The sequence below is a fragment of the Alteromonas sp. CH_MED4-4 genome (assembly GCF_037029575.1).
GTDB classification, from domain to species: Bacteria; Pseudomonadota; Gammaproteobacteria; order Enterobacterales; family Alteromonadaceae; genus Alteromonas; species Alteromonas macleodii.
In genome coordinates this window covers 65,026-84,892 of the sequence record NZ_JAYMEU010000015.1, presented here as the reverse complement: position 1 = coordinate 84,892, position 19,867 = coordinate 65,026, and the positions used below count along the sequence as shown (strand labels likewise).

Annotated in this window: 20 protein-coding genes; 14 read left to right on the top strand and 6 right to left on the bottom strand. The window is 43.7% G+C overall.

Annotated elements, in window-relative coordinates; genetic code table 11:
• The first annotated feature begins 134 nt into the window (after positions 1-134).
• From msbA to WA381_RS12065, 5 genes are all read left to right on the top strand, one after another.
• A complete protein-coding gene (gene msbA, locus WA381_RS12085; RefSeq protein ID WP_014976526.1) occupies positions 135-1,883 on the top strand; it encodes a lipid A export permease/ATP-binding protein MsbA in 1,749 nt (582 codons plus the stop codon).
• The gene (lpxK, locus tag WA381_RS12080) at positions 1,880-2,911 is read left to right on the top strand and encodes a tetraacyldisaccharide 4'-kinase (protein ID WP_156086413.1); all 1,032 of its coding nucleotides are present in this window, start codon (positions 1,880-1,882) and stop codon (positions 2,909-2,911) included. The genes msbA and lpxK overlap by 4 nt, the downstream gene beginning before the upstream one ends.
• A gap of 5 nt (positions 2,912-2,916) precedes the next feature.
• Positions 2,917-3,111, top strand: coding sequence for a Trm112 family protein (locus tag WA381_RS12075; RefSeq protein ID WP_014949430.1), 195 nt, complete (start codon positions 2,917-2,919; stop codon positions 3,109-3,111).
• Positions 3,112-3,153: 42 nt separating this feature from the next.
• The gene (gene kdsB, locus WA381_RS12070) at positions 3,154-3,903 is read left to right on the top strand and encodes a 3-deoxy-manno-octulosonate cytidylyltransferase (RefSeq protein WP_014976528.1); all 750 of its coding nucleotides are present in this window, start codon (positions 3,154-3,156) and stop codon (positions 3,901-3,903) included.
• A gap of 131 nt (positions 3,904-4,034) precedes the next feature.
• Complete coding sequence (locus WA381_RS12065; protein ID WP_014976529.1) at positions 4,035-4,694, top strand: SDR family oxidoreductase; 660 nt, start codon at positions 4,035-4,037, stop codon at positions 4,692-4,694.
• Positions 4,695-4,822: 128 nt separating this feature from the next.
• Here WA381_RS12065 and WA381_RS12060 read toward each other — a convergent pair whose 3' ends face one another.
• Both WA381_RS12060 and rimO read right to left on the bottom strand, forming a co-directional pair.
• Positions 4,823-5,635 carry a substrate-binding periplasmic protein gene (locus tag WA381_RS12060; RefSeq protein WP_014949433.1) on the bottom strand — a complete coding sequence of 271 codons (813 nt, stop codon included), beginning with the start codon at positions 5,633-5,635 and terminating at the stop codon, positions 4,823-4,825.
• 161 nt (positions 5,636-5,796) lie between these two features.
• Entirely contained in the window at positions 5,797-7,257 is a 1,461-nt protein-coding gene (rimO, locus tag WA381_RS12055) for a 30S ribosomal protein S12 methylthiotransferase RimO (RefSeq protein WP_156086414.1), read from the bottom strand.
• Between the two features lie 306 nt (positions 7,258-7,563).
• Here rimO and WA381_RS12050 point away from each other — a divergent pair, with 306 nt between their 5' ends.
• Positions 7,564-8,034, top strand: a complete 471-nt coding sequence (locus tag WA381_RS12050; RefSeq protein WP_014976532.1) for a DUF2919 family protein — start codon at positions 7,564-7,566, stop codon at positions 8,032-8,034.
• Between the two features lie 90 nt (positions 8,035-8,124).
• Here WA381_RS12050 and WA381_RS12045 read toward each other — a convergent pair whose 3' ends face one another.
• Entirely contained in the window at positions 8,125-8,538 is a 414-nt protein-coding gene (locus tag WA381_RS12045) for a hypothetical protein (protein ID WP_014949436.1), read from the bottom strand.
• A gap of 111 nt (positions 8,539-8,649) precedes the next feature.
• The gene (gene tcdA / locus WA381_RS12040; RefSeq protein WP_014949437.1) at positions 8,650-9,426 is read right to left on the bottom strand and encodes a tRNA cyclic N6-threonylcarbamoyladenosine(37) synthase TcdA; all 777 of its coding nucleotides are present in this window, start codon (positions 9,424-9,426) and stop codon (positions 8,650-8,652) included.
• 219 nt (positions 9,427-9,645) lie between these two features.
• On the opposite strand from tcdA, the gene WA381_RS12035 reads away from it, so the two are divergent.
• The 4 genes from WA381_RS12035 to WA381_RS12020 all read left to right on the top strand — a co-directional run bounded on the left by WA381_RS12035 (position 9,646) and on the right by WA381_RS12020 (position 13,833).
• Positions 9,646-10,611, top strand: coding sequence for a glutathione S-transferase family protein (locus WA381_RS12035; protein WP_014979276.1), 966 nt, complete (start codon positions 9,646-9,648; stop codon positions 10,609-10,611).
• An 84-nt stretch (positions 10,612-10,695) separates the two neighbouring features.
• Positions 10,696-11,559 (top strand): pirin family protein, encoded by an 864-nt coding sequence (locus WA381_RS12030; RefSeq protein ID WP_156086415.1) that lies wholly within the window; start codon positions 10,696-10,698, stop codon positions 11,557-11,559.
• Between the two features lie 115 nt (positions 11,560-11,674).
• Positions 11,675-12,178, top strand: a complete 504-nt coding sequence (locus tag WA381_RS12025; protein WP_156086416.1) for a GNAT family N-acetyltransferase — start codon at positions 11,675-11,677, stop codon at positions 12,176-12,178.
• Positions 12,179-12,372: 194 nt separating this feature from the next.
• Entirely contained in the window at positions 12,373-13,833 is a 1,461-nt protein-coding gene (locus tag WA381_RS12020; protein ID WP_110289625.1) for a phosphomannomutase CpsG, read from the top strand.
• Between the two features lie 263 nt (positions 13,834-14,096).
• On the opposite strand, the gene WA381_RS12015 is transcribed toward WA381_RS12020, so the two are convergent.
• Both WA381_RS12015 and WA381_RS12010 read right to left on the bottom strand, forming a co-directional pair.
• Positions 14,097-14,519 (bottom strand): DUF3429 domain-containing protein, encoded by a 423-nt coding sequence (locus tag WA381_RS12015; protein ID WP_014949443.1) that lies wholly within the window; start codon positions 14,517-14,519, stop codon positions 14,097-14,099.
• A 99-nt stretch (positions 14,520-14,618) separates the two neighbouring features.
• Positions 14,619-15,896 carry a citrate synthase gene (locus WA381_RS12010; protein WP_014949444.1) on the bottom strand — a complete coding sequence of 426 codons (1,278 nt, stop codon included), beginning with the start codon at positions 15,894-15,896 and terminating at the stop codon, positions 14,619-14,621.
• Positions 15,897-16,600: 704 nt separating this feature from the next.
• Between WA381_RS12010 and sdhC the strand changes: the two genes are divergently transcribed.
• The 4 genes from sdhC to WA381_RS11990 are packed head-to-tail and all read left to right on the top strand — an operon-like array spanning position 16,601 to position 19,815.
• Complete coding sequence (gene sdhC / locus WA381_RS12005) at positions 16,601-16,975, top strand: succinate dehydrogenase, cytochrome b556 subunit (protein WP_014949445.1); 375 nt, start codon at positions 16,601-16,603, stop codon at positions 16,973-16,975.
• A complete protein-coding gene (gene sdhD / locus WA381_RS12000; protein WP_014949446.1) occupies positions 16,969-17,316 on the top strand; it encodes a succinate dehydrogenase, hydrophobic membrane anchor protein in 348 nt (115 codons plus the stop codon). Before sdhC ends, sdhD begins: the two co-directional genes overlap by 7 nt.
• Before the next feature lies 1 nt (position 17,317).
• Positions 17,318-19,090, top strand: a complete 1,773-nt coding sequence (gene sdhA / locus WA381_RS11995) for a succinate dehydrogenase flavoprotein subunit (RefSeq protein WP_014949447.1) — start codon at positions 17,318-17,320, stop codon at positions 19,088-19,090.
• A 14-nt stretch (positions 19,091-19,104) separates the two neighbouring features.
• A complete protein-coding gene (locus tag WA381_RS11990; RefSeq protein ID WP_012518362.1) occupies positions 19,105-19,815 on the top strand; it encodes a succinate dehydrogenase iron-sulfur subunit in 711 nt (236 codons plus the stop codon).
• The last annotated feature ends 52 nt before the right edge of the window (positions 19,816-19,867 follow it).

Sequence of the window (19,867 nt, the reverse complement as noted above, 5' to 3'; positions counted from 1 at the left end):
TGAAGTGGCCACACATTATTCACTTAGTTGGCAGACTAACCAATTTTGCCTCTATATTAGTGAATTAGAGCGAGAACGAGTACAATACTTCCAACGCGTTTTTGTTAACGTTTCAAACAGGTTAAAAAAACTACATGCAACAAGCCGACAACTCGGATTATCAAATTAAGCGCTTTTTACAGTACCTTAAAGCGTATAAAGTGCCTTTCGTTTTTGCCATCATCGGTATGATTGGTTACTCCGCGGTAGATACTTTCGTATTTTCCCAGCTTCAGCCAATGATTGATGAATCACTGGGGAAAAACGACCATGACTATCTGCGTCTAGCCGCATATGCGATTGTGCCGCTCTTTTTGTTACGCGGTGTTTTCAACTTTTTAGGTAGTTACACGCTAAGCTGGATTGGTGCTCAGGTGGTAATGCGCATGCGCCAGCAGTTGTTTGAAAAATACATTCATCTTCCAGTGGCATTTCACGATAATCATGCGGTTGGCGGGCTTATCAGTAAAGTCACCTACGATACAGAGCAAGTGGCTAATGCATCTGGTAAGGCGCTGCTAACATTGGTGAGGGAAGGCGCACTGGTCATCGGTTTGCTGTGTGTCATGTTCTATTACTCATGGCAGCTTTCTCTCATATTTCTTTTAATTGGCCCGATTGTGGCAGTGATTGTTTCTATCGTTAGTAAGCGTTTTCGCGTTGTAAGTAAAAACATTCAACAATCAATGGGCAACCTAACATCGTCGGTAGAGCAAGCGGTGAAAGGTCACAAAGTTGTGATCATGTTTGGCGGTCAAGAAATAGAGCAAAAGCGTTTCGAGCAGAAAAACAATCACAACCGTCAACAGTCAATGAAGTTGAATGTCACTTCTATTTTGAGTGTGTCTTCAATACAGGTAATAGCGTCAATTGCCCTTGCAGTCGTTCTGTTTATTGCCAGCACGCCTGGTATGCTTGAAAAGCTTACTGCAGGTGTATTTATCAATGTGGTCTTTTGCATGGTAATGCTGCTGAAGCCCCTTAAACAGCTCACTACCATTAATAACCAATTTCAAAAAGGTATGGCAGCCTGCGCCAGTATTTTTGAAATTCTTGATGAAGCAGACGAAGAAGATAAAGGGAAAACCAAAGTAGAGCGCGCAACAGGAAAAATTGAATTTGACGACGTTACGTTCTCTTATCCAGGAAAACAGACGCCCGCGTTATCGAATGTGAGCTTTATCGCAAACCCTGGGCAGTCGATTGCTTTGGTAGGGCGCTCGGGAAGTGGTAAATCGACCATCTCGTCGCTGCTTACACGCTTTTACGTCCCGCAAGAAGGTGAAATTCGCTTGGATGACACGGCGCTCAACGATATTGATCTTAAAGATCTGCGAGCGCAGTTTGCCGTGGTATCGCAAAACGTTACGCTATTTAACGATACCATAGCTAACAATATTGCTTATGGTGCGCGCCAAAACGTATCACGTAAAGACATCGAGAATGCGGCAAAGATGGCGCATGTTGAAGAGTTCTTATCAAACTTGCCTGAAGGGTTAGATACGGTTATTGGTGAAAACGGCTTAATGCTTTCGGGTGGTCAACGTCAGCGTATTGCCATTGCGCGGGCGATACTCGCCGAAGCGCCCATACTTATTCTTGACGAAGCGACATCTGCCCTTGATACAGAATCTGAGCGTTTGATCCAAGACGCATTAGAAACGCTGCAAAAACGATGCACCAGCATTGTTGTGGCGCACCGCTTGTCTACCATCGAAAACGCAGATTGCATTATGGTAGTGGAGCAGGGGCGCATTATTGAAAAAGGTAAACACAACGAATTGCTTGAAAAAGGTGGTCACTACGCGCAACTGCACGCGTTGCAATTTGGTGAGACTAAGTGAGTCAATCACAAAGTAAAACCAAGCATGATAAATGGTATTTCGGCCATCCTTTAGTGTGGCTGCTCTCACCATTTGCGCTACTGTTCTACTTTATTTCGGCAATTCGACGATTACTTTTTAAAATTGGACTCAAAAAGGCCTTTAAGGCTAATGCTCCCGTGATTGTCGTTGGCAACATATCAGTGGGCGGCAACGGAAAAACGCCAGTCGTATTAGCTTTAGCCGATTATTACCAGAAGCAGGGCATTAAGGTCGGCATTTTAAGTCGGGGCTATGGCGCTAAATCACCAGAATACCCGCGATTAGTGAAAGGCGAAGATGATGCGTCTGAGGTGGGTGACGAACCTCGTTTACTGGCCATTAGAAGCCAGTGCGACGTTGTTATCGATCCAGTCCGCGCACGTGGAGCCGCGTACTTAAGTGACGAATTACACTGTGATTTAATTATTTGTGATGACGGTCTTCAACATTACGCGCTTCATCGCGACGTTGAAATTGTAGTGATGGACGACAGAAAAGTAGGCAGTGGTTATTTGCTGCCGATGGGGCCCCTTCGCGAAGGACAATGGCGCCTTGGTACCGTCGATGCGCTTGTACATAATAGCCGTTCGATGCCGACATTTAGCCATGCTGTAGCGCCTCAATATTTAATGACCTTAGTAGCAGGGGACTTCACCTCTGTTTCAAACAGAGTAAGAACCAGTCCCCTTGAAGAGATACAAAAAGTGCCGTGCAGCGCAATTGCTGGAATAGGTTCACCTCAGCGTTTTTTCTCTCAGCTTAAAGAAATGGGTATCCAGCTTTCTTCGGCTACACCGCTGGCGGATCACCATGCGATCACACGGTCAGACATACCGAATGGCAGAGTGTTAATGACAGAAAAAGACGCCGTTAAAGCTGCACCTTTTGCTCATAACGACTGCTGGTTTTTACCTGTTACCGCGCATTTAGCGCCAGACTTTTTTAATTTAGTAAATGTGAAACTTGCCAAGGCAGGTTTGAAGATCAACCAAGACGGACAGGAATAATAACAATGGCCTTTGATAAAAAGCTTTTAGAAGTTTTGGCTTGCCCAGTGTGTAAGGGAAAATTAGTTCTGAGTGATGATAGCACCCAGTTAGTGTGTCGATTTGATAGATTGGCTTTCGATATTAAAGATGGCATCCCTGTACTTATCGAAAGTAAAGCAACAGCATTGTCGTTAGACGATGTTGACGCGACACGGTAATAAAACGTTAAACTAAGTGGTAAAAAAGGGCGAAATAAAGTTATGTCATTTACAGTTGTGATCCCTGCTCGATACGGCTCAAGTCGGTTTCCTGGCAAACCCTTAGCGCTTATTGACGGAAAGCCGATGATTCAACATGTGGTTGAACGTGCTAAAGAAGCTGGAGCAGATAACGTCATTGTTGCCACGGACGATGAACGTATTCAAAACGTCGTGCTAGGTTTTGCTCAAGTATGCATGACGTCTGTCAACCACCAATCTGGAACAGAGCGCATTGCCGAGGTTATCGAAAAAGAAGGCATTGCGAGTTCTACTATTGTGGTTAACGTACAGGGGGATGAGCCATTTATTCCCGCCGAAAACATCAGGCAGGTTGCAGATAATCTAGCCAATGCGCCTCAGTGTCAGATGGCTACGTTATCTACGCCTATTGAACGTGTTGAGGATGTGTTTAACCCCAATATCGTTAAGGTGTTGGTAAACGAAAAGGGTGAGTCTATCTATTTTTCACGTTCTCCTATTCCTTTTGAACGCGATCACATGATGGCAAACCCGCAATCTGCAAATACGTCGCTGTACAAACGCCATATAGGTATTTATGCCTATCGTGCTGAATACGTTAAGCAATATGTTGCCTATGCGCCCAGCTCTCTGGAGCAAATTGAATCCTTAGAACAGCTTCGAGCCATATGGTATGGCGATAAGATTCACTGTGAGGTGGCGATAGCGCCACCGCCTGTTGGAATTGATACCCCGGAAGATCTAGAACGTCTTTTAAAGACTATAAGTTAATAAGAAATGAGTGCTGAAATAGGGCTGACGCTTTGTAGTAAATTAGCAACAAGCCTTATCTAAACAGCCAGTTCTTATAAAAGGTGAGTGAAACCTTTTAAACGCATACACATAGTAACAAGGGAACCGTTATGAACGTAGTTATTACCGGTGGCAACAGAGGCATAGGCCTTGCGCTTACCAAGCAATATAAAGCACGTGGTGCGAAAGTTTATGCTACCTGTCGAAACAGTTGCGACGAGCTAAACAGTGCAGGTGTGACAATCATCAAAGGTGTGGACGTATCCCAACCAGAAATGTTGGCTGAAAAGCTTGCACCTTTAATGGACGTTAACATCGATTTGCTCATTAATAATGCCGGAGTGCTCGGACGCGAGAGTATTGACGATTGGGATCCAAATACCATCGATTATCAATTTAGGGTTAATGCATTAGGTCCATTGTTAGTTACTCAAACACTATTACCGGCAATGGCAAATGACGGTAAAATTGCCATGATTACCAGTCGCATGGGTTCAATGGCAGACAATGGGTCAGGCGGCTACTATGGCTACCGAATGTCCAAAGCCGCACTAAACGCGGCGGGAGTGTCCATGGCGAATGATCTGAAGCCCAAGGGGATTGCAGTAGGTATTTTCCATCCTGGATTCGTTCAAACAGAAATGGTCAATGGAGCGGGAGATATTGATGCTGATACCTGCGCTGAGCGTTTGTCACAACGCATAGATGAGCTAAATGTATCTAACGCAGGTCGCTTCATCCATTCAAATGGTGATGAGTTGCCTTGGTAGGTTTAATGTTGGTTTGCCACAAACTCAATCAATAGTGCATCACACCAAAAGGGCGCTTACGAAAAGCGCTCTTTTACTTTTCAACTACACGTGTTCTTAACTACATGATTCCAACGCGCCTTAGCTTTTTAGCGCGTTAAATCATACGTATCAATGATTTGCTTAATAGACCCGTCTTTTAAACGAGCGCTAAGGGCTTGGTTAAACTCTGGAAATAGTGATGCGCACTTAGATTTGGCGGAGATAGCAAAATGTACATTGTTTGAAGATATAGGTGACTGGCTTATTCGCATGCCATCATTTTCTGGGTCGTTCAAGTGGCTTAGTGCTGCGCTTTGTGGTGAAACTGCGTAATCAGCACGATGTCGACGCATCATTTCATACATTTTGTCGTGGTCTTTAACTTCGATAATATTCAAGTTTGATTTAATGCTATCGAATTTTTCACCTAAGCTTATTCCTCGAGGCATCACACCAATATATTGCGCGAGTGCGTTAAGCGAAAGGTCGGTACCTCGCGTTTGAGAAAGTGAAGGAGAGAGCACAACGTAAACCTCTTCTGCTGCAAACGGTGCAGTGATAAGCCATTTTCGACTACGAGCTTCGTTCCAATAGTTTCCCGCCAAAATATCAAGCTCGCCCGCGTCGAGTTTGGATTCTATTCGTTTCCAGGGGAGCCCGGTTTCTATCTTTAGTGTGACACCTAAATCCCGTGCTAGCAGGGTTAAAACGTCAAATGCTATCCCCGTAGCTTTCAACCTTCCTTCAAACTCGTTAAATGCGTAGGGAAACCACTGTTGTGCTCCCGCGGTGTGTAAAGTCTTGCACTCTGTACTGGCAAGTGCACGAGGGTTGAATACGAAAGTCAAAATGAGCACTATGCCAAATGACAAAATGTGGCGGGAAGAGTGTTTCAGTTTGGAGTAGGGTAACATTGCCATATTTTATTCACGTACCACAGAAGATGGCATTGATAGTTTTACTTGTTTAATTATGTATAGGGTCTGTTATACATAAAACCCTATCGACTGGCAATTAGCCGATAGGGTTACAAAAATAACGAATAGGTGACTTTCGAGTATAGACTGCAGTTAATCGAAAGTTACAGCGCGGGATCAGCTACTTCGCCTTCGTCTTCTTCGTCTTGGTCTTCAGACAATACTGCCCATACGTCGTGTTCGTTAGCGTGAATAACTTCAGCCCAAACACGATCGCCAGGTTTTACGTCATAAACGCCGTTTAAATGAACCAGACCATCAACTTCCGGTGCGTCTGCATAGGTACGGCCGACGGCACCTTCCGCATCAACGCTGTCGATAACAACTTGATATTCGTTACCGATTCTCGTTTGAAGTCGCGCTGCGCTTATTTCGCCCTGTACTTCCATAAACCGTGCAAGGCGAGCTTGTTTCACTTCTTCTGGCACTGGGTCGGGGAGGTCATTTGCTCTTGCACCTTCAACAGGGGAATAGGCGAATGCACCAACACGATCAAGCTGCGCTTCGCGAAGGAAGTCCAATAACTCTTCAAACTCTTCTTCCGTTTCGCCCGGAAAGCCGACGATGAATGTCGAACGAATGACTAATGATGGGCACTGTTCGCGCCACTTTTTAACGCGCTCTAATACGCGCTCAGCACTACCTGGGCGTTTCATTAACTTAAGAATACGTTTGTTGGCGTGTTGAAACGGAATATCCAAATAAGGAAGGATTTTACCTTCGTTCATTAGTGGAATTAGGTCATCCACATGCGGGTAAGGGTACACGTAATGTAAACGGACCCAAATGCCCATTTCGCCCAGCTTTTCACACAACTGTTGCATGTGCGCTTTAACCGGCATGCCGTTCCAAAAGCCCGTTCTGTGCTTAACATCAACACCATAGGCGCTAGTGTCTTGTGAAATAACCAATAGCTCTTTAACACCAGCATCTTTCAAACGCTTAGCTTCATCGAGTACGTTACCCACTGGGCGGCTGACAAGGTCGCCACGCATAGAAGGAATGATACAGAACGTGCAACGGTGGTTACAGCCTTCTGAAATCTTCAAGTAAGCATAATGACGAGGCGTTAATTTAACGCCGTGATCAGGAATAAGGTCTTCAAACGGATTGTGCTGGGGTTTTGGAAGATGATCGTGGACTTGCTCAACTACCGTTTCGTAGGCATGAGGTCCAGTAATAGCCAACACATTTGGATGAAGCTCTCTAATTTCGTCTTCTTTAACACCTAAACAACCGGTAACGATAACTTTACCGTTTTCTTTAAGTGCTTCGCCAATGGTATCTAACGATTCTTCTACCGCCGCGTCAATGAATCCACAGGTGTTAACGATAACTAAATCTGCATCGTTATACGTGGGGACGACGTCATAACCCTCGGTGCGAAGTTGAGTAAGAATACGCTCAGAATCAACCAAGTTCTTAGGACAACCTAAGCTAACAAAACCAATTCTGCTGCCATTGCTTTGTTGCGAAGGTTTGTTGTCACTTAATACCTTCACTGGCGTTTCTAGCGTGGTGGTTTTATTTACTACTTTGTTTGGATTAAACGTTTCTACTGTCATCTAAAATATCACCTGGAAAATGACTGAGCTTAAAATGGCCGCGGATTATACAGGAAAACACGCTTGTACGCAGTATATATAATTAGCGACCAAGATATAAATTATTGACGCATTCTCACAGTACAGCCGTAAGTTAGTCACTAAATGTGAAAACAAGTTTAAACGGCCACGGGTTTCATTGTAAAAGCGGCACGAACAAGGTTTAAAAATACCTTACTCACCCCCACATTTATCACTTCTTGAAAGTAAACATTATCAGAGTTGAATGCGCTTTAGGGTTCAAATTAATAAAATAGAAGTGAATGCATGCTTAAATTACCGCTAACTTTTTATGATGAGTCAGGGCGAATTCTTCCTCCCCGTTGGCTTTACAGCGTGTTTATACTTCTATGCATTGACTGGCTCGCGTTCGTCTTTTCTCTGGCTTCCCGCACTCAAACTAGTGAGCTACTTACGTTCTTTTACCCACAAAAGGAAACGTTAGGGTTGGGGTTAGCGGCAAGTTTACCTGTGTTAATTGCGTTATCTTTGGTTAGTCAACGAGATCGCTTATGGAAAAAAGGCTTTTTAGCATGGCGCCGATGGGTTATTCCGCTGGCTCAATTGGGAGTGTTGGCATTGTTGAGTGTTCAGCTTTACTACGCTATGCATCATCACTGGGGGTTTGAAACTATTACGGGTGTAAAAATCGTTTTTTACAGTATAGCCTTGTACGCAATTTCAAAAAGTCGTCATTTAAAGTGGATGGTAGAGGATTGGGAAACACCTAACCCCTGAACCTCATTCTCCAAAAACATCTTTATTGGAAATATATTTAATGCACTCAATTGAACAGACGTTAAACTGAGTGCAAAATCTGTGAGAACGTTAGTGGCTGCGTAAGTGGTTTCCCAACGCCTGTTCATAGTAGGCAAATACGCTGATTTGACTGTCGTTAACCAGACGTTCATAGCAAATACCCGCTAAGGCATAGGTATTTTCACCAACCTGAAGAAAAACGGCAGGTGCTTTAGGATTTGACTGATCGTAAATCCATTCACCATCTAGCTGCGCTTTTAAAATTTCTCCAACGTAAGCGCCAAAGATATTACAGATGGTGAATACTGCTTCATCTTCTAACGCTAAATCGTGATATTTATCTACGAAACTAAGTAAAATGTCGTCCACCAGTGCTACGCTAGCGGGTGAGTGGTCGAGTACAATATCGAACTCATCAGCTGCTGTTACCACAGCGTCCTTCGCGCAATCTGCCATTAATTTATTGAGTTCATCAGGTGACATGTTGTTCTCCTTCTCACCGATACTTTTGTTATAACACGCTAACGCTTAAAGAGTCGTTAAGACAAGGTGTTATAAGTTTTTGACTATTGTGCGCAAGTTATCGGCCAAAGTCTATTTTTGTCCAGTTAATCTATTTATTACACTTGCAGCGGCAAACATACCAAAGGTGGCGGTTACCGTGACCACAGCACCAAAGCCGCCAGCACAGTCTAGTCGAGTACCACCTTCCATTGCAGATTTGTTGTAACAAACCGAGCCGTCTGGTTGTGGGTAGCGCAATTGCTCTGTTGAATAGATACACTCAACGCCAAAGCGACGTTTTGGGTTTTTACTAAAATTATAGTTACGTCTAAGCTCACTGCGTAGCTTAGCTGCTAGGGGGTCTTGTGTTGTTTTAGCTAAATCGCCTTTAGTGACTTGAGTTGGGTCTATTTGACCGCCCGCACCGCCAACCGTAACAATGGGAATTTTGTTGCGTTTACAGTGAGCTATCATCGCCGCTTTAGCGCGAATACTGTCAGTGGCATCGACTACAGCGTGCATTTCTTTGGTTAAAAGCGTGGCCGTATTTTCTGGAGTGACAAAATCCTCAATACAATTCACTTTGCAAGCAGGATTTATCAAGTGAATTCTCGATGCAATAGCGTCGACCTTTGCTTCTCCTATGGTATTTGAAAGCGCGTGAATTTGGCGATTTGTATTAGTTACGCAAACATCGTCTAAATCAATAAGGGTTATAGTACCAATGCCCGAACGAGCTAGTGCTTCTGCAGTCCAACTTCCCACACCGCCAATGCCGACTACAGCCACATGACTGTTGGCTAAATTATTAGTTTGCTGTGCGCCATATAAACGCACAATACCGCCTAAACGTGGATCATCAGACATGTTTCACTTCACTTAAAAATAAACTAACTCAAAGGCGTGTGTTTACACAAAAACGTGCAAACACGCTAGCAGGGCGCGCATCATCTCAAAAGTGGACACTAAAGATCAATACACTCCAGTTTTTTCGAATAATAAATCCGATTTTAAGCGACATACGTTCTACCCAATACATGTTTAAATGAATTCATTGTTTATGAAATAATAAAAAGGGGCAGGCATATGGGCTTACTCGTTGATGGAAAATGGCAAGACAAGTGGTACGACACCAGCAAAAATGGTGGGAAATTTGAGCGCCAAGCATCTAAATTTCGTGACAAAGTCAGTAACGAAGATGGTTCCACGTTTCCCGCTGAATCTGATCGCTATCATCTTTATGTCTCGTTAGCTTGTCCTTGGGCCCACAGGGCGCTCATATTTAGAAAGTTAAAGGGATTGGAGGCGCATATTGATGTTTCGGTGGTACACCCTGAGATGCTTGATCAAGGCTGGGAGTTTAAAGATTACCCTGGGTCAACGGGAGATAAGCTTTATAACTTTGATTATGCCCATCAAATTTATACTAAGGCAGAACCTGAGATAACCACCCGTGTCACTGTTCCAATCCTTTGGGATAAACGAACAGAAACTATCGTTAATAATGAATCAGCTGAAATTATCCGTATTTTTAACAGTGGGTTTAATTCACTGACTAATAATGAAGACGATTATTATCCTAACGCCCAACGTGAAGAAATTGATGCCATCAACAATATGGTGTATCACGACATAAATAATGGCGTGTATAAAGCTGGATTTGCTACAACGCAAGAGGCCTATGAAGAGGCAGTAACTGCATTGTTCTGCGCGCTAGATAGGGTTGAAGAAAGGTTGAGTAAACAACGTTATTTGGTTGGCAGCAAAATAACAGAAGCTGACTGGCGCTTATTTACCACGCTGATACGCTTCGACGCTGTGTACCACGGACACTTTAAATGCAATAAAAAACAAATCGCAGACTATCCAAACATCTACGGCTATATGAAAGAACTTTATCAAGTTCCGGGCGTTGCTGAAACGGTAAACTTCGACCATATCAAAAGGCACTATTACTACAGCCACACTATGATAAATCCAACCCAGGTAATCCCCGTTGGGCCAGAGCAAGATCTTATGTCGCCTCACGGGCGCGATAAAATAGGACGTTGAAGCACCCAAGGTCGGTAATACAAAAAGCTAAACGCGAAGTTCGTAAAAGATAGTGAAGGTTAAGATTTAAGGTAGATACACATTATGTCAGTGGAAGTGAGTGAACAAAAATCGATAGAGAAAGTGGTTACAGGTATGCCAACAAGTGATGGCGCGGGGGTGTCGCTTACTCGTATTATCGGACAACCTGAACTACCTCGCCTCGATCCCTTTTTAATGTTGGATTTTTTTGGTTCAGATAATCCAGGTGAATACATTGCTGGTTTTCCACCACATCCTCACCGTGGTTTTCAGACAGTTACTTATATGCTTGCAGGAAAAATGCGCCATAAAGACTCTGTAGGCAATGAGGGGGTTATTGATGCTGGTGGCATTCAATGGATGAATGCGGGTCGAGGCATAATACATGAAGAAATGCCAGAGCAGGAGGAGGGCTTGTTACAAGGCTTTCAGCTGTGGGTGAATCTTCCGGCCGTAGAGAAAATGTCAGCGCCCAACTATCAAGACATACAGCCAGATAGTGTGCCTACAGTACACATTCAAGATGCAGTAATCAAAGTGTTAGCAGGTGAAATTGACGGTGTGAAAGGGCCTGTGAAGACAACGGCGGTTGCTCCTACTTTTTTAGACGTTGCACTACGAAGCGGGAGTTCGGAAATTGCACTGGGTTCGGATGAAGCTGCCTTTATTTATGCGTACGAGGGAAACGTGGTCATTAATAGCGGCGAACTTAGCAAAGAAACAATTGTGTCGCAGGGAGAGTTGGGTGTTTTGTCACAAAGTGGCAAGCAGCTATCTGTATCCGCTGATACAGGTTGTAAGTTTATAGTGGTCTCAGGTAAACCTATTGAAGAGCCTGTGGTCCAATATGGGCCTTTTGTAATGAACACTCAGCAGGAAATTGTTCAGGCATTTAACGATTACCAAAGCGGTTCATTAGCAAAGTAGATACAAGGTTTGCCTGATTTGATTCGACGATGGGTAATTATCTATGCGGACTGGTAGTAGACTGGGCTTTTAGTCAATACCTCTTCATTAGGTTCAGCAAGGAGCTGCACTGCCAATGCATTTTGAAAGCGTCGCCGAAAAACATGTGCTATCACTTTTAGAATTTGAGCGTAGTAACAAAGCCTATTTTGAATTGTCTATAGCACCAAGAGAGGCAGCGTTCTATTCATTGGATGGCGTTGGCTACCACATTAGCGAATTGCTTTACTTACAACAGCAGGAAAGAGCTTGGGGTTATTTGCTTGTTGATGAGCAACGAAATAACCAGATTGTAGCGCGTGCTAACATCAAAAATAGAGCAGGCGACAAGGCGGAAATCGGCTATCGAGTTGCAGAGAAGGATTGTGGAAAAGGCATTGCTTCTCGCTGCGTCTCATTTTTAATTGAGGAGGCCAAAAGCATGGGCATAAAATTGCTCACTGCAGAGGTCATGGACAACAATGCCGCTTCTGAAAAAGTTCTTATCAAGAATGGTTTTAGTCCAAAGCTTTGCTTTCGCCGAAAGTATCGTCATCAGGGCGCTTTCCATAACAGTATCTACTTCGAACTCCCGCTTTAAACTCATCGATTGAAAACAGCGTGAGCAAAACGTTGCGCTGTCTAAATTGAATTAGTAATTCACTCCCTCTAATGATTTAATATCAGCATGTCTAATCTCTTTTACGACAATAACAAAGGGGCGTATGCGCTTTTTTGTTGTAAAAAGCGATAATGTAATCATAAATAGTTAAAACACAGGGAATTTCGATCCAAATGGCAACCCCAATTACCTGCTTTAAAGCGTACGATATTCGTGGCGAATTGAACTCACAACTGACTGAAGATGTAGCGTATCGAATTGGCTATGCTTTTGCGCAAGAATTAAATGCGAAAACTGTTGTTGTTGGTAGTGATGTGCGTCTTACGTCAACACCATTAAAATTAGCGTTAAGCGCGGGTCTAATCGATGCTGGTGCAACAGTGACCGATATTGGCATGGCAGGAACAGAAGAAATTTACTTCGCTACCAAACACCTTGGCGTTGATGGTGGTATTGAAGTAACGGCAAGTCATAACCCCATTAATTACAACGGTATGAAACTGGTGAAGTCAGGCTCTGTTCCAATTAGTGGCGACACAGGCCTAAACGCGATAAAAGAGAAAGCGGAAGCACTAGAAGATAGCTTCGTGTCAGAGCGATTAGCACACTACACTGAGGGTGCGTTGATTGATGCTGATGCGTTTTTTAACGGTACGGCCCATGTAAAAGAAGACAAGCTTTCTGAGACCGATAAATATGCGGTTAAATCGTGTATGTCTGACTATGTCTCTCACATGCTTTCTTACGTTAATTTGAGCAATTTTACGCCGTTAAAAGTGGTGGTTAATGCAGGTAATGGTGCCGCAGGCCCCGCGCTAGACGCTATTGAAAAAGAAATGAAAGTGCAGGGTGTTCCGATAGAGTTTGTTAAAGTACATCACAATGCTGATGGTACATTTCCAAACGGCATCCCCAATCCATTGTTACCTGAAAACCGTGCTGATACGGCTGACGCTGTTAAAGCGTCGGGAGCTGATTTTGGCATTGCATGGGATGGTGATTTCGACCGTTGCTTCTTGTTTGACGCTGATGGTGAATTTATCGAAGGATATTATATCGTTGGCTTGCTTGCTGAAGCCTTTATCGAGAAAAACACCGACAGTAAAATCATTTATGACCCTCGCGTATACTGGAATACAGAAGATATCGTAGCGAATGCAGGTGGTACACCCATTAAGTCGAAAACCGGCCATGCGTTCATTAAGGAGCGTATGCGCAAAGAAGATGCGGTCTATGGCGGTGAAATGAGTGCGCACCATTACTTTAGAGATTTTGCCTACTGTGATTCAGGCATGATCCCTTGGTTGTTAATTGCCGAATTGGTGTGTGTGAAAAAGCAAACACTAGCGAGTATGGTAAAAGCGCGAATTGAAGCGTTTCCATCTTCTGGTGAAATTAACAGTAAACTAAAAGATGCTGACGCAGCGCTGGAACGCGTTACAAGTAAATATCAGCCACTAGCCAGCGTCATCGATACTACCGATGGCTTGGGTCTGGAGTTTGGCACATGGCGCTTTAATTTACGTAAATCGAATACTGAGCCAGTTATTCGTTTAAACGTCGAAAGTAAAGGCGACATTGCGTTGATGGAACAAAAAACCGAAGAGCTACTTTCGCTTATTCGCGCTGAATAACCACGGTACTTTTCGTTAATAACGCTAGGTCAACAGGCCCTAGATAAGTAAAAAACGAAGGCGATAATATTTTGATATTATCGCCTTTTTTGTTTTCGAGATTTGAACTTGTTAAAGCTCTATTTATCAATCGCTTAAGCTGGTTATGCGTAACTTTGCGGTTTGAGTTAGACACTCGCTTAATCACCGCAGGCTTTTGCCTCTATTACTTTTTTGCAATTAACTAATGTCATGCCTTTAACGCTAAGCTGTTAGTAGTAACGTTATACGAGCAAGTAAATCATCCAGGCGTGACAGATAACAACGACACTTGTTAATCCCATCCGCAAGCTTATGTAACTTACAATCTGCTCTTTAGGAAGACTAAGGATAAACTTGTCGTAAATAAGTACGGCGACGTAGCTTAGCGATAAAACGCCAAACACCTTCACGTCGTGAGAGAACACTAAACACAACCACCCAATTATGGTCGGCAACATAGCGACTAACATTTGCTTGTCGTAACGTTGATTACTTATTGCGTCCCACCAATGGATACCACCAAAGAAAGACAATAGCACGGCTGAGTATTGGACAAAGTAAACGGCGCTTTGTGTAAGCGATAACAGGTTAAGCTGATAAGCCAGTGGCATAGCCACAAAAGGAATGAGACCGGCAATACCTAGAAAAACCGCTGAATAGGGCATTGTTGTTCCTTGAAGTAATCTTGTATAAACAAAAATAGCGCCTTAAAGGCGCTATTTTTACTATTAAGCGTAATACTTAGTTCAGTATTTACTAATTTACTACTTAATTGGCGTGTACTTACGCTGGTTATGACCAGTGTAAAGCTGACGAGGACGACCAATTTTTTGTTTAGGGTCGCTCATCATTTCATGCCAGTGTGAAATCCAACCTACTGTACGAGACAGGGCAAAAATACACGTAAACATGTTAGTTGGAATACCAATCGCTTTAAGTACGATACCAGAATAGAAGTCTACGTTCGGGAACAGTTTCTTCTCTGCAAAGTACGGGTCACTCAATGCAATCTTTTCAAGCTCCATTGCTACTTCTAGTAGTGGATCTTTAACATTAAGTTCGCTTAGTACTTCGTGACAACTTTCACGCATTACCGTTGCACGTGGATCGTGGTTCTTATAAACACGGTGACCGAAGCCCATAAGACGGAATGGGTCATTCTTGTCTTTAGCGCGTGCAATAAACTCAGGAATACGATCAACTGTACCAATTTCTTCTAGCATGTTCAGACATGCTTCGTTTGCACCACCATGAGCAGGACCCCAAAGTGAAGCAACACCAGCAGAAATACATGCATATGGGTTCGCACCAGAAGAACCGGCAAGACGAACGGTAGACGTTGAAGCATTCTGTTCGTGGTCTGCGTGAAGCGTAAAGATACGGTCCATCGCGCGCTCAACAGCTGGGCTGATTTGATATTCTTCTGCTGGTACAGAGAACATCATGTTCAGGAAGTTAGCGGCATAGCTTAAGTCGTTTCGTGGATAAACAAACGGCTGACCTACATTGTACTTGTAGCACATAGCAACAAGAGTAGGCATTTTAGCAATTAGACGGTGCGCGCTGCGAATGCGCTGTTCTTCATTAGAAACGTCTAAATCGCTGTGGTAGAACGAAGACATCGCGCCAACGGTACCACATAGCATTGCCATAGGGTGGGCGTCGTTGCGGAAACCGTGGAAGAACATGTTAATTTGTTCATGTACCATGGTGTGACGAGTAATTGTCTCTTTAAATTCTTCGTACTGTTCTTTTGTTGGTGCATCACCGTGAAGAAGCATGTGACAAACTTCTAAGTAGTCTGCATCACGCGCTAGTTCTTCGATAGGGAAACCGCGGTGTAATAATACACCTTGAGCGCCATCAATGTAGGTAATTGAAGACTCGCAAGATCCTGTCGCCATAAAACCTGGGTCGTACGTGAAATAACCGTGCTGGCCTAACGTACGGACATCGATTACATCTTGTCCTTCGGTGCCAGACAAGATAGGAAGCTCGATTTCCTTACCGCCGGCTTTAAGAATGGCTTTCTGATCTGCCATAAAATGCTCTCCTCAGAATGGTTCTGTTTGCAGCGAAAACGGACGAAAATATCCGCTTCGTTGGGAAAAGTGGGCGTATTTGTACTTTATTATGCACCAACAAGTCAATTTAATTGCATATTTGCACAATAAATATTCCGAATTGCTTAAAAAAATACTAGCAATCAGATAACGATTAATTAACTCGTTGGGATTTCACTTTGCCCGATACGGTGCAATTATCAATGGCTTTTCGATAAAGGTAAACCACCGAACGATAAATATATTAACAGGTTAGTTTAAAAAGTAACCTTTTGATGAGGAATAAATACGCATACAGATTAAAAGTGCTTAATTTCTCGTTGTTATGCATAGTTATTCCATTTAGCTGCTGGTAAACTTCTTAACACTGTAATTGCGCTCGTTTAAACGTGTTGCGCTCAATTTTGATCTCTTTTTATTCAAAATAATTATCATAAAAGTGTATATAGCGACTAAAGTCTTACTACGGCACAAAAAATTGTAATTATATACTACGCTGGATATACTCAGCGGTGCTTTGGAAATGGAATAATTATTCTGTTACAGGCATTAAAGAATAATTCACAAATTGTTAACAACTCAATGGATGAGGCAATTAACAGGTTAAAAATCGAATTCACTTACTCAGGACATAATAAAGGTAAGAAATTCATTATCCCCTACGGATTAAACAGGCATACATTGTGAAAAAGCAAAGACCAGTAAATTTAGAACTCAATACTATTAAATTTCCGCCCTCTGCTATTTCGTCAATTCTCCACCGTGTAACCGGTGTTGCAATGTTCTTCGCGCTACTTTTTGTTATCTGGGCATGGGCAGTTTCTGTTCATTCGCCTGAAGGTTTCGCGGACGTACAAGCAATCATGGACGGTTTCTTTGGAAAATTTGTCGCAATTGGCACAGCTTCAGCGCTGACATATCACATTCTAGGCGGCCTAAGACACGTTGTTATGGATTTAGGTCACTGGGAAGAATTAGAGTCGGGTAACACAAGTGCAAAAGCTGTAATCGCACTTTGGGTTGTACTGACCGTAGTATTGGGAGTTGCATTATGGTAACCAACCAAGCAAGCATTAAGCGTGACGGCGTACAAGACTACGTTTCACTTCGCGCTACAGCAGCAATTATTTTCGCGTACTCGGTTTTCATGGCGTGGTTCTTTATTACCACCGATAACCTAACGTTTATCGAATGGCGAGGGTTGTTCTCTGGCCTGGCTATGAAAGTTTTCACATTGGCAGCACTAGTAGCAGTGATGATCCACGTGCGCATCGGCCTTTGGCAGGTGCTTACAGACTATGTTAAATCAGCAGGTCTGCGCGCAGGACTACAATATATCTTAAATATCATCGCATTCGGCTATGTAGCTGTTGGCCTATTCGTATTGTGGGGAGTGTAAAATGAGTTTACCCGTTCACGAGTTTGATGCAGTAGTAATTGGTGCTGGCGGTGCAGGTATGCGCGCAGCACTACAGATTTCGCAGTCTGGTAAATCATGTGCACTGTTATCAAAAGTATTTCCAACCCGTTCTCATACTGTGTCTGCTCAAGGTGGTATTACTGTAGCACTTGGTAATTCACACGAAGACAATTGGGAATGGCACATGTATGACACCGTTAAGGGTTCTGATTATATCGGTGACCAAGACGCTATCGAATACATGTGTAAAACTGGTCCGGAAGCAATTATCGAAATGGAAAATATGGGTCTACCATTTTCTCGTTTCGAAAACGGTAAAATCTACCAGCGTCCTTTTGGCGGTCAGTCTAAGAACTTTGGTGGCGAGCAGGGCGCTCGTACAGCAGCTGCAGCTGACCGTACTGGTCATGCGCTTCTACACCTTCTTTACCAGCAAAACGTAAAGAACAAAACAAAAGTTTTCTCTGAGTGGTATGCACTTGACCTAGTTAAGAACCAAGACGGAGACGTTGTTGGTTGTACCGCGATTGATATCGAATCTGGTGAAGTAGTTTACTTCAAGTCTCGCGCAGTTGTACTTGCAACAGGTGGTGCGGGTCGTATCTACGCATCTACTACAAATGCACACATCAATACCGGTGACGGTGTTGGTATGGCACTTCGTGCAGGCGTTGCAGTTCAAGATATGGAAATGTGGCAGTTCCACCCAACGGGTATCGCTGGCGCAGGAACATTGGTAACAGAAGGTTGTCGTGGTGAAGGTGGTTACCTTCTAAACAAAGACGGCGAACGTTTCATGGAACGTTATGCGCCTAACGCGAAAGACCTTGCTGGTCGTGACGTTGTTGCGCGTTCAATGATGACTGAAATTCGTGAAGGTCGTGGTTGTGAAGGCCCATGGGGTACTCACATTAAGCTTAAGCTTGACCACCTTGGTAAAGACGTTCTTGAGTCTCGTCTACCTGGTATCCTTGAACTTTCACGTACGTTTGCACACGTTGACCCAGTGAAAGAGCCAATTCCAGTAATTCCTACTTGTCACTATATGATGGGTGGTATTCCTACAAATGTTGATGGCCAATGTCTAACGGTTGATGAAAACGGTAACGACAAGGTTGTTAACGGTCTGTTTGCTTGTGGTGAGATAGCCTGTGTATCTGTACACGGTGCGAACCGTCTTGGCGGTAACTCACTTCTTGACCTTGTTGTATTCGGTCGCGCGACCGGTTTACACCTTGGTAAGACATTGTCTGAAATGGCACCAACACGCGACGCATCAGAGTCTGATCTTGAAGCCTCTATGACGCGTTTCAACCGTTGGGAAAATTCAGAGAAAGGTAAGGGCGAAGACCCAGTACAAATTAAGAAAGACTTGCAGAAATGCATGCAGCTTAACTTCTCAGTATTCCGTGAAGGTGAAGCAATGGCGGAAGGTCTTAAAGAGCTTAGCGAAATTCGCGAGCGTCTTAAGCATGCACGCCTTGACGACAAGAGCGCAGACTTCAATACCCAGCGTATTGAATGTTTAGAGCTTGATAACCTAATGGAAACCGCGTACAGCACAGCAGTAGCAGCGAACTTCAGAACGGAAAGCCGTGGTGCTCACAGCCGCTTCGACTTCCCGGACCGTGATGACGATAACTGGTTATGCCACAGCATCTACGATCCGAACACTGATAAAATGCTTAAACGTGAAGTGAATATGGCGCCTAAGCTTAGGGAAGCATTCCCGCCTAAAGTGCGTTCATATTAAGAGAGGCAACGATCATGCAATTAACTTTTTCGATTTATCGTTACAACCCAGAAGTAGATGCGAAGCCTCGCATGCAAGACTACACTCTAGAAGTAGAGGAAGGTCAGGACATGATGGTGCTAGACGCGCTACTTGCACTTAAAGAGCAAGATCCGACGCTTTCTTTCCGTCGCTCTTGCCGTGAAGGTGTGTGTGGTTCAGACGGTGTGAACATGAACGGCAAAAATGGCCTTGCGTGTATCACTCCTTTATCTGCACTGGGCAAAGGTAAAATAGTAGTTCGTCCACTTCCAGGTCTACCTGTTGTACGTGACCTTGTTGTTGATATGACGCAGTTCTACACACAGTACGAAAAGATTAAGCCGTTCTTAATCAACGACAGTAAGCAGCCGCCAGCGCGCGAACACTTACAGTCACCTGAAGAGCGTGCGAAACTTGACGGTCTTTACGAGTGTATTCTATGTGCATGTTGTTCAACGTCATGCCCATCTTTCTGGTGGAACCCTGATAAGTTCATCGGTCCTGCTGGTCTACTTCACGCGTATCGTTTCCTTATCGATAGCCGTGATACGGCAACTGAAGAGCGTCTTAACGACCTTGATGATGCGTTCAGCGTATTCCGCTGTCACGGTATCATGAACTGTGTAAGTGTATGTCCTAAGGGCTTAAACCCTACAAAAGCGATAGGCCAAATTAAGTCTATGCTTTTACAACGGGCTGTTTAGTACTATATTCTGATAACTTCTTAAAGTTACAGATAGTGATGCTCTAAATAGC

What these genes read in the sequence shown, in the direction of transcription:
- msbA (WP_014976526.1), top strand. Translation starts at nt 135, where the DNA reads ATGCAACAAGCCGACAACTCGGATTATCAAATTAAGCGCTTTTTACAG.
- WA381_RS12075 (WP_014949430.1), top strand. Translation starts at nt 2,917, where the DNA reads ATGGCCTTTGATAAAAAGCTTTTAGAAGTTTTGGCTTGCCCAGTGTGT.
- kdsB (WP_014976528.1), top strand. Translation starts at nt 3,154, where the DNA reads ATGTCATTTACAGTTGTGATCCCTGCTCGATACGGCTCAAGTCGGTTT.
- WA381_RS12065 (WP_014976529.1), top strand. Translation starts at nt 4,035, where the DNA reads ATGAACGTAGTTATTACCGGTGGCAACAGAGGCATAGGCCTTGCGCTT.
- WA381_RS12060 (WP_014949433.1), bottom strand. Translation starts at nt 5,635, where the DNA reads ATGGCAATGTTACCCTACTCCAAACTGAAACACTCTTCCCGCCACATT.
- rimO (WP_156086414.1), bottom strand. Translation starts at nt 7,257, where the DNA reads ATGACAGTAGAAACGTTTAATCCAAACAAAGTAGTAAATAAAACCACC.
- WA381_RS12050 (WP_014976532.1), top strand. Translation starts at nt 7,564, where the DNA reads ATGCTTAAATTACCGCTAACTTTTTATGATGAGTCAGGGCGAATTCTT.
- WA381_RS12045 (WP_014949436.1), bottom strand. Translation starts at nt 8,538, where the DNA reads ATGTCACCTGATGAACTCAATAAATTAATGGCAGATTGCGCGAAGGAC.
- tcdA (WP_014949437.1), bottom strand. Translation starts at nt 9,426, where the DNA reads ATGTCTGATGATCCACGTTTAGGCGGTATTGTGCGTTTATATGGCGCA.
- WA381_RS12035 (WP_014979276.1), top strand. Translation starts at nt 9,646, where the DNA reads ATGGGCTTACTCGTTGATGGAAAATGGCAAGACAAGTGGTACGACACC.
- WA381_RS12030 (WP_156086415.1), top strand. Translation starts at nt 10,696, where the DNA reads ATGTCAGTGGAAGTGAGTGAACAAAAATCGATAGAGAAAGTGGTTACA.
- WA381_RS12025 (WP_156086416.1), top strand. Translation starts at nt 11,675, where the DNA reads ATGCATTTTGAAAGCGTCGCCGAAAAACATGTGCTATCACTTTTAGAA.
- WA381_RS12020 (WP_110289625.1), top strand. Translation starts at nt 12,373, where the DNA reads ATGGCAACCCCAATTACCTGCTTTAAAGCGTACGATATTCGTGGCGAA.
- WA381_RS12015 (WP_014949443.1), bottom strand. Translation starts at nt 14,519, where the DNA reads ATGCCCTATTCAGCGGTTTTTCTAGGTATTGCCGGTCTCATTCCTTTT.
- WA381_RS12010 (WP_014949444.1), bottom strand. Translation starts at nt 15,896, where the DNA reads ATGGCAGATCAGAAAGCCATTCTTAAAGCCGGCGGTAAGGAAATCGAG.
- sdhD (WP_014949446.1), top strand. Translation starts at nt 16,969, where the DNA reads ATGGTAACCAACCAAGCAAGCATTAAGCGTGACGGCGTACAAGACTAC.
- sdhA (WP_014949447.1), top strand. Translation starts at nt 17,318, where the DNA reads ATGAGTTTACCCGTTCACGAGTTTGATGCAGTAGTAATTGGTGCTGGC.
- WA381_RS11990 (WP_012518362.1), top strand. Translation starts at nt 19,105, where the DNA reads ATGCAATTAACTTTTTCGATTTATCGTTACAACCCAGAAGTAGATGCG.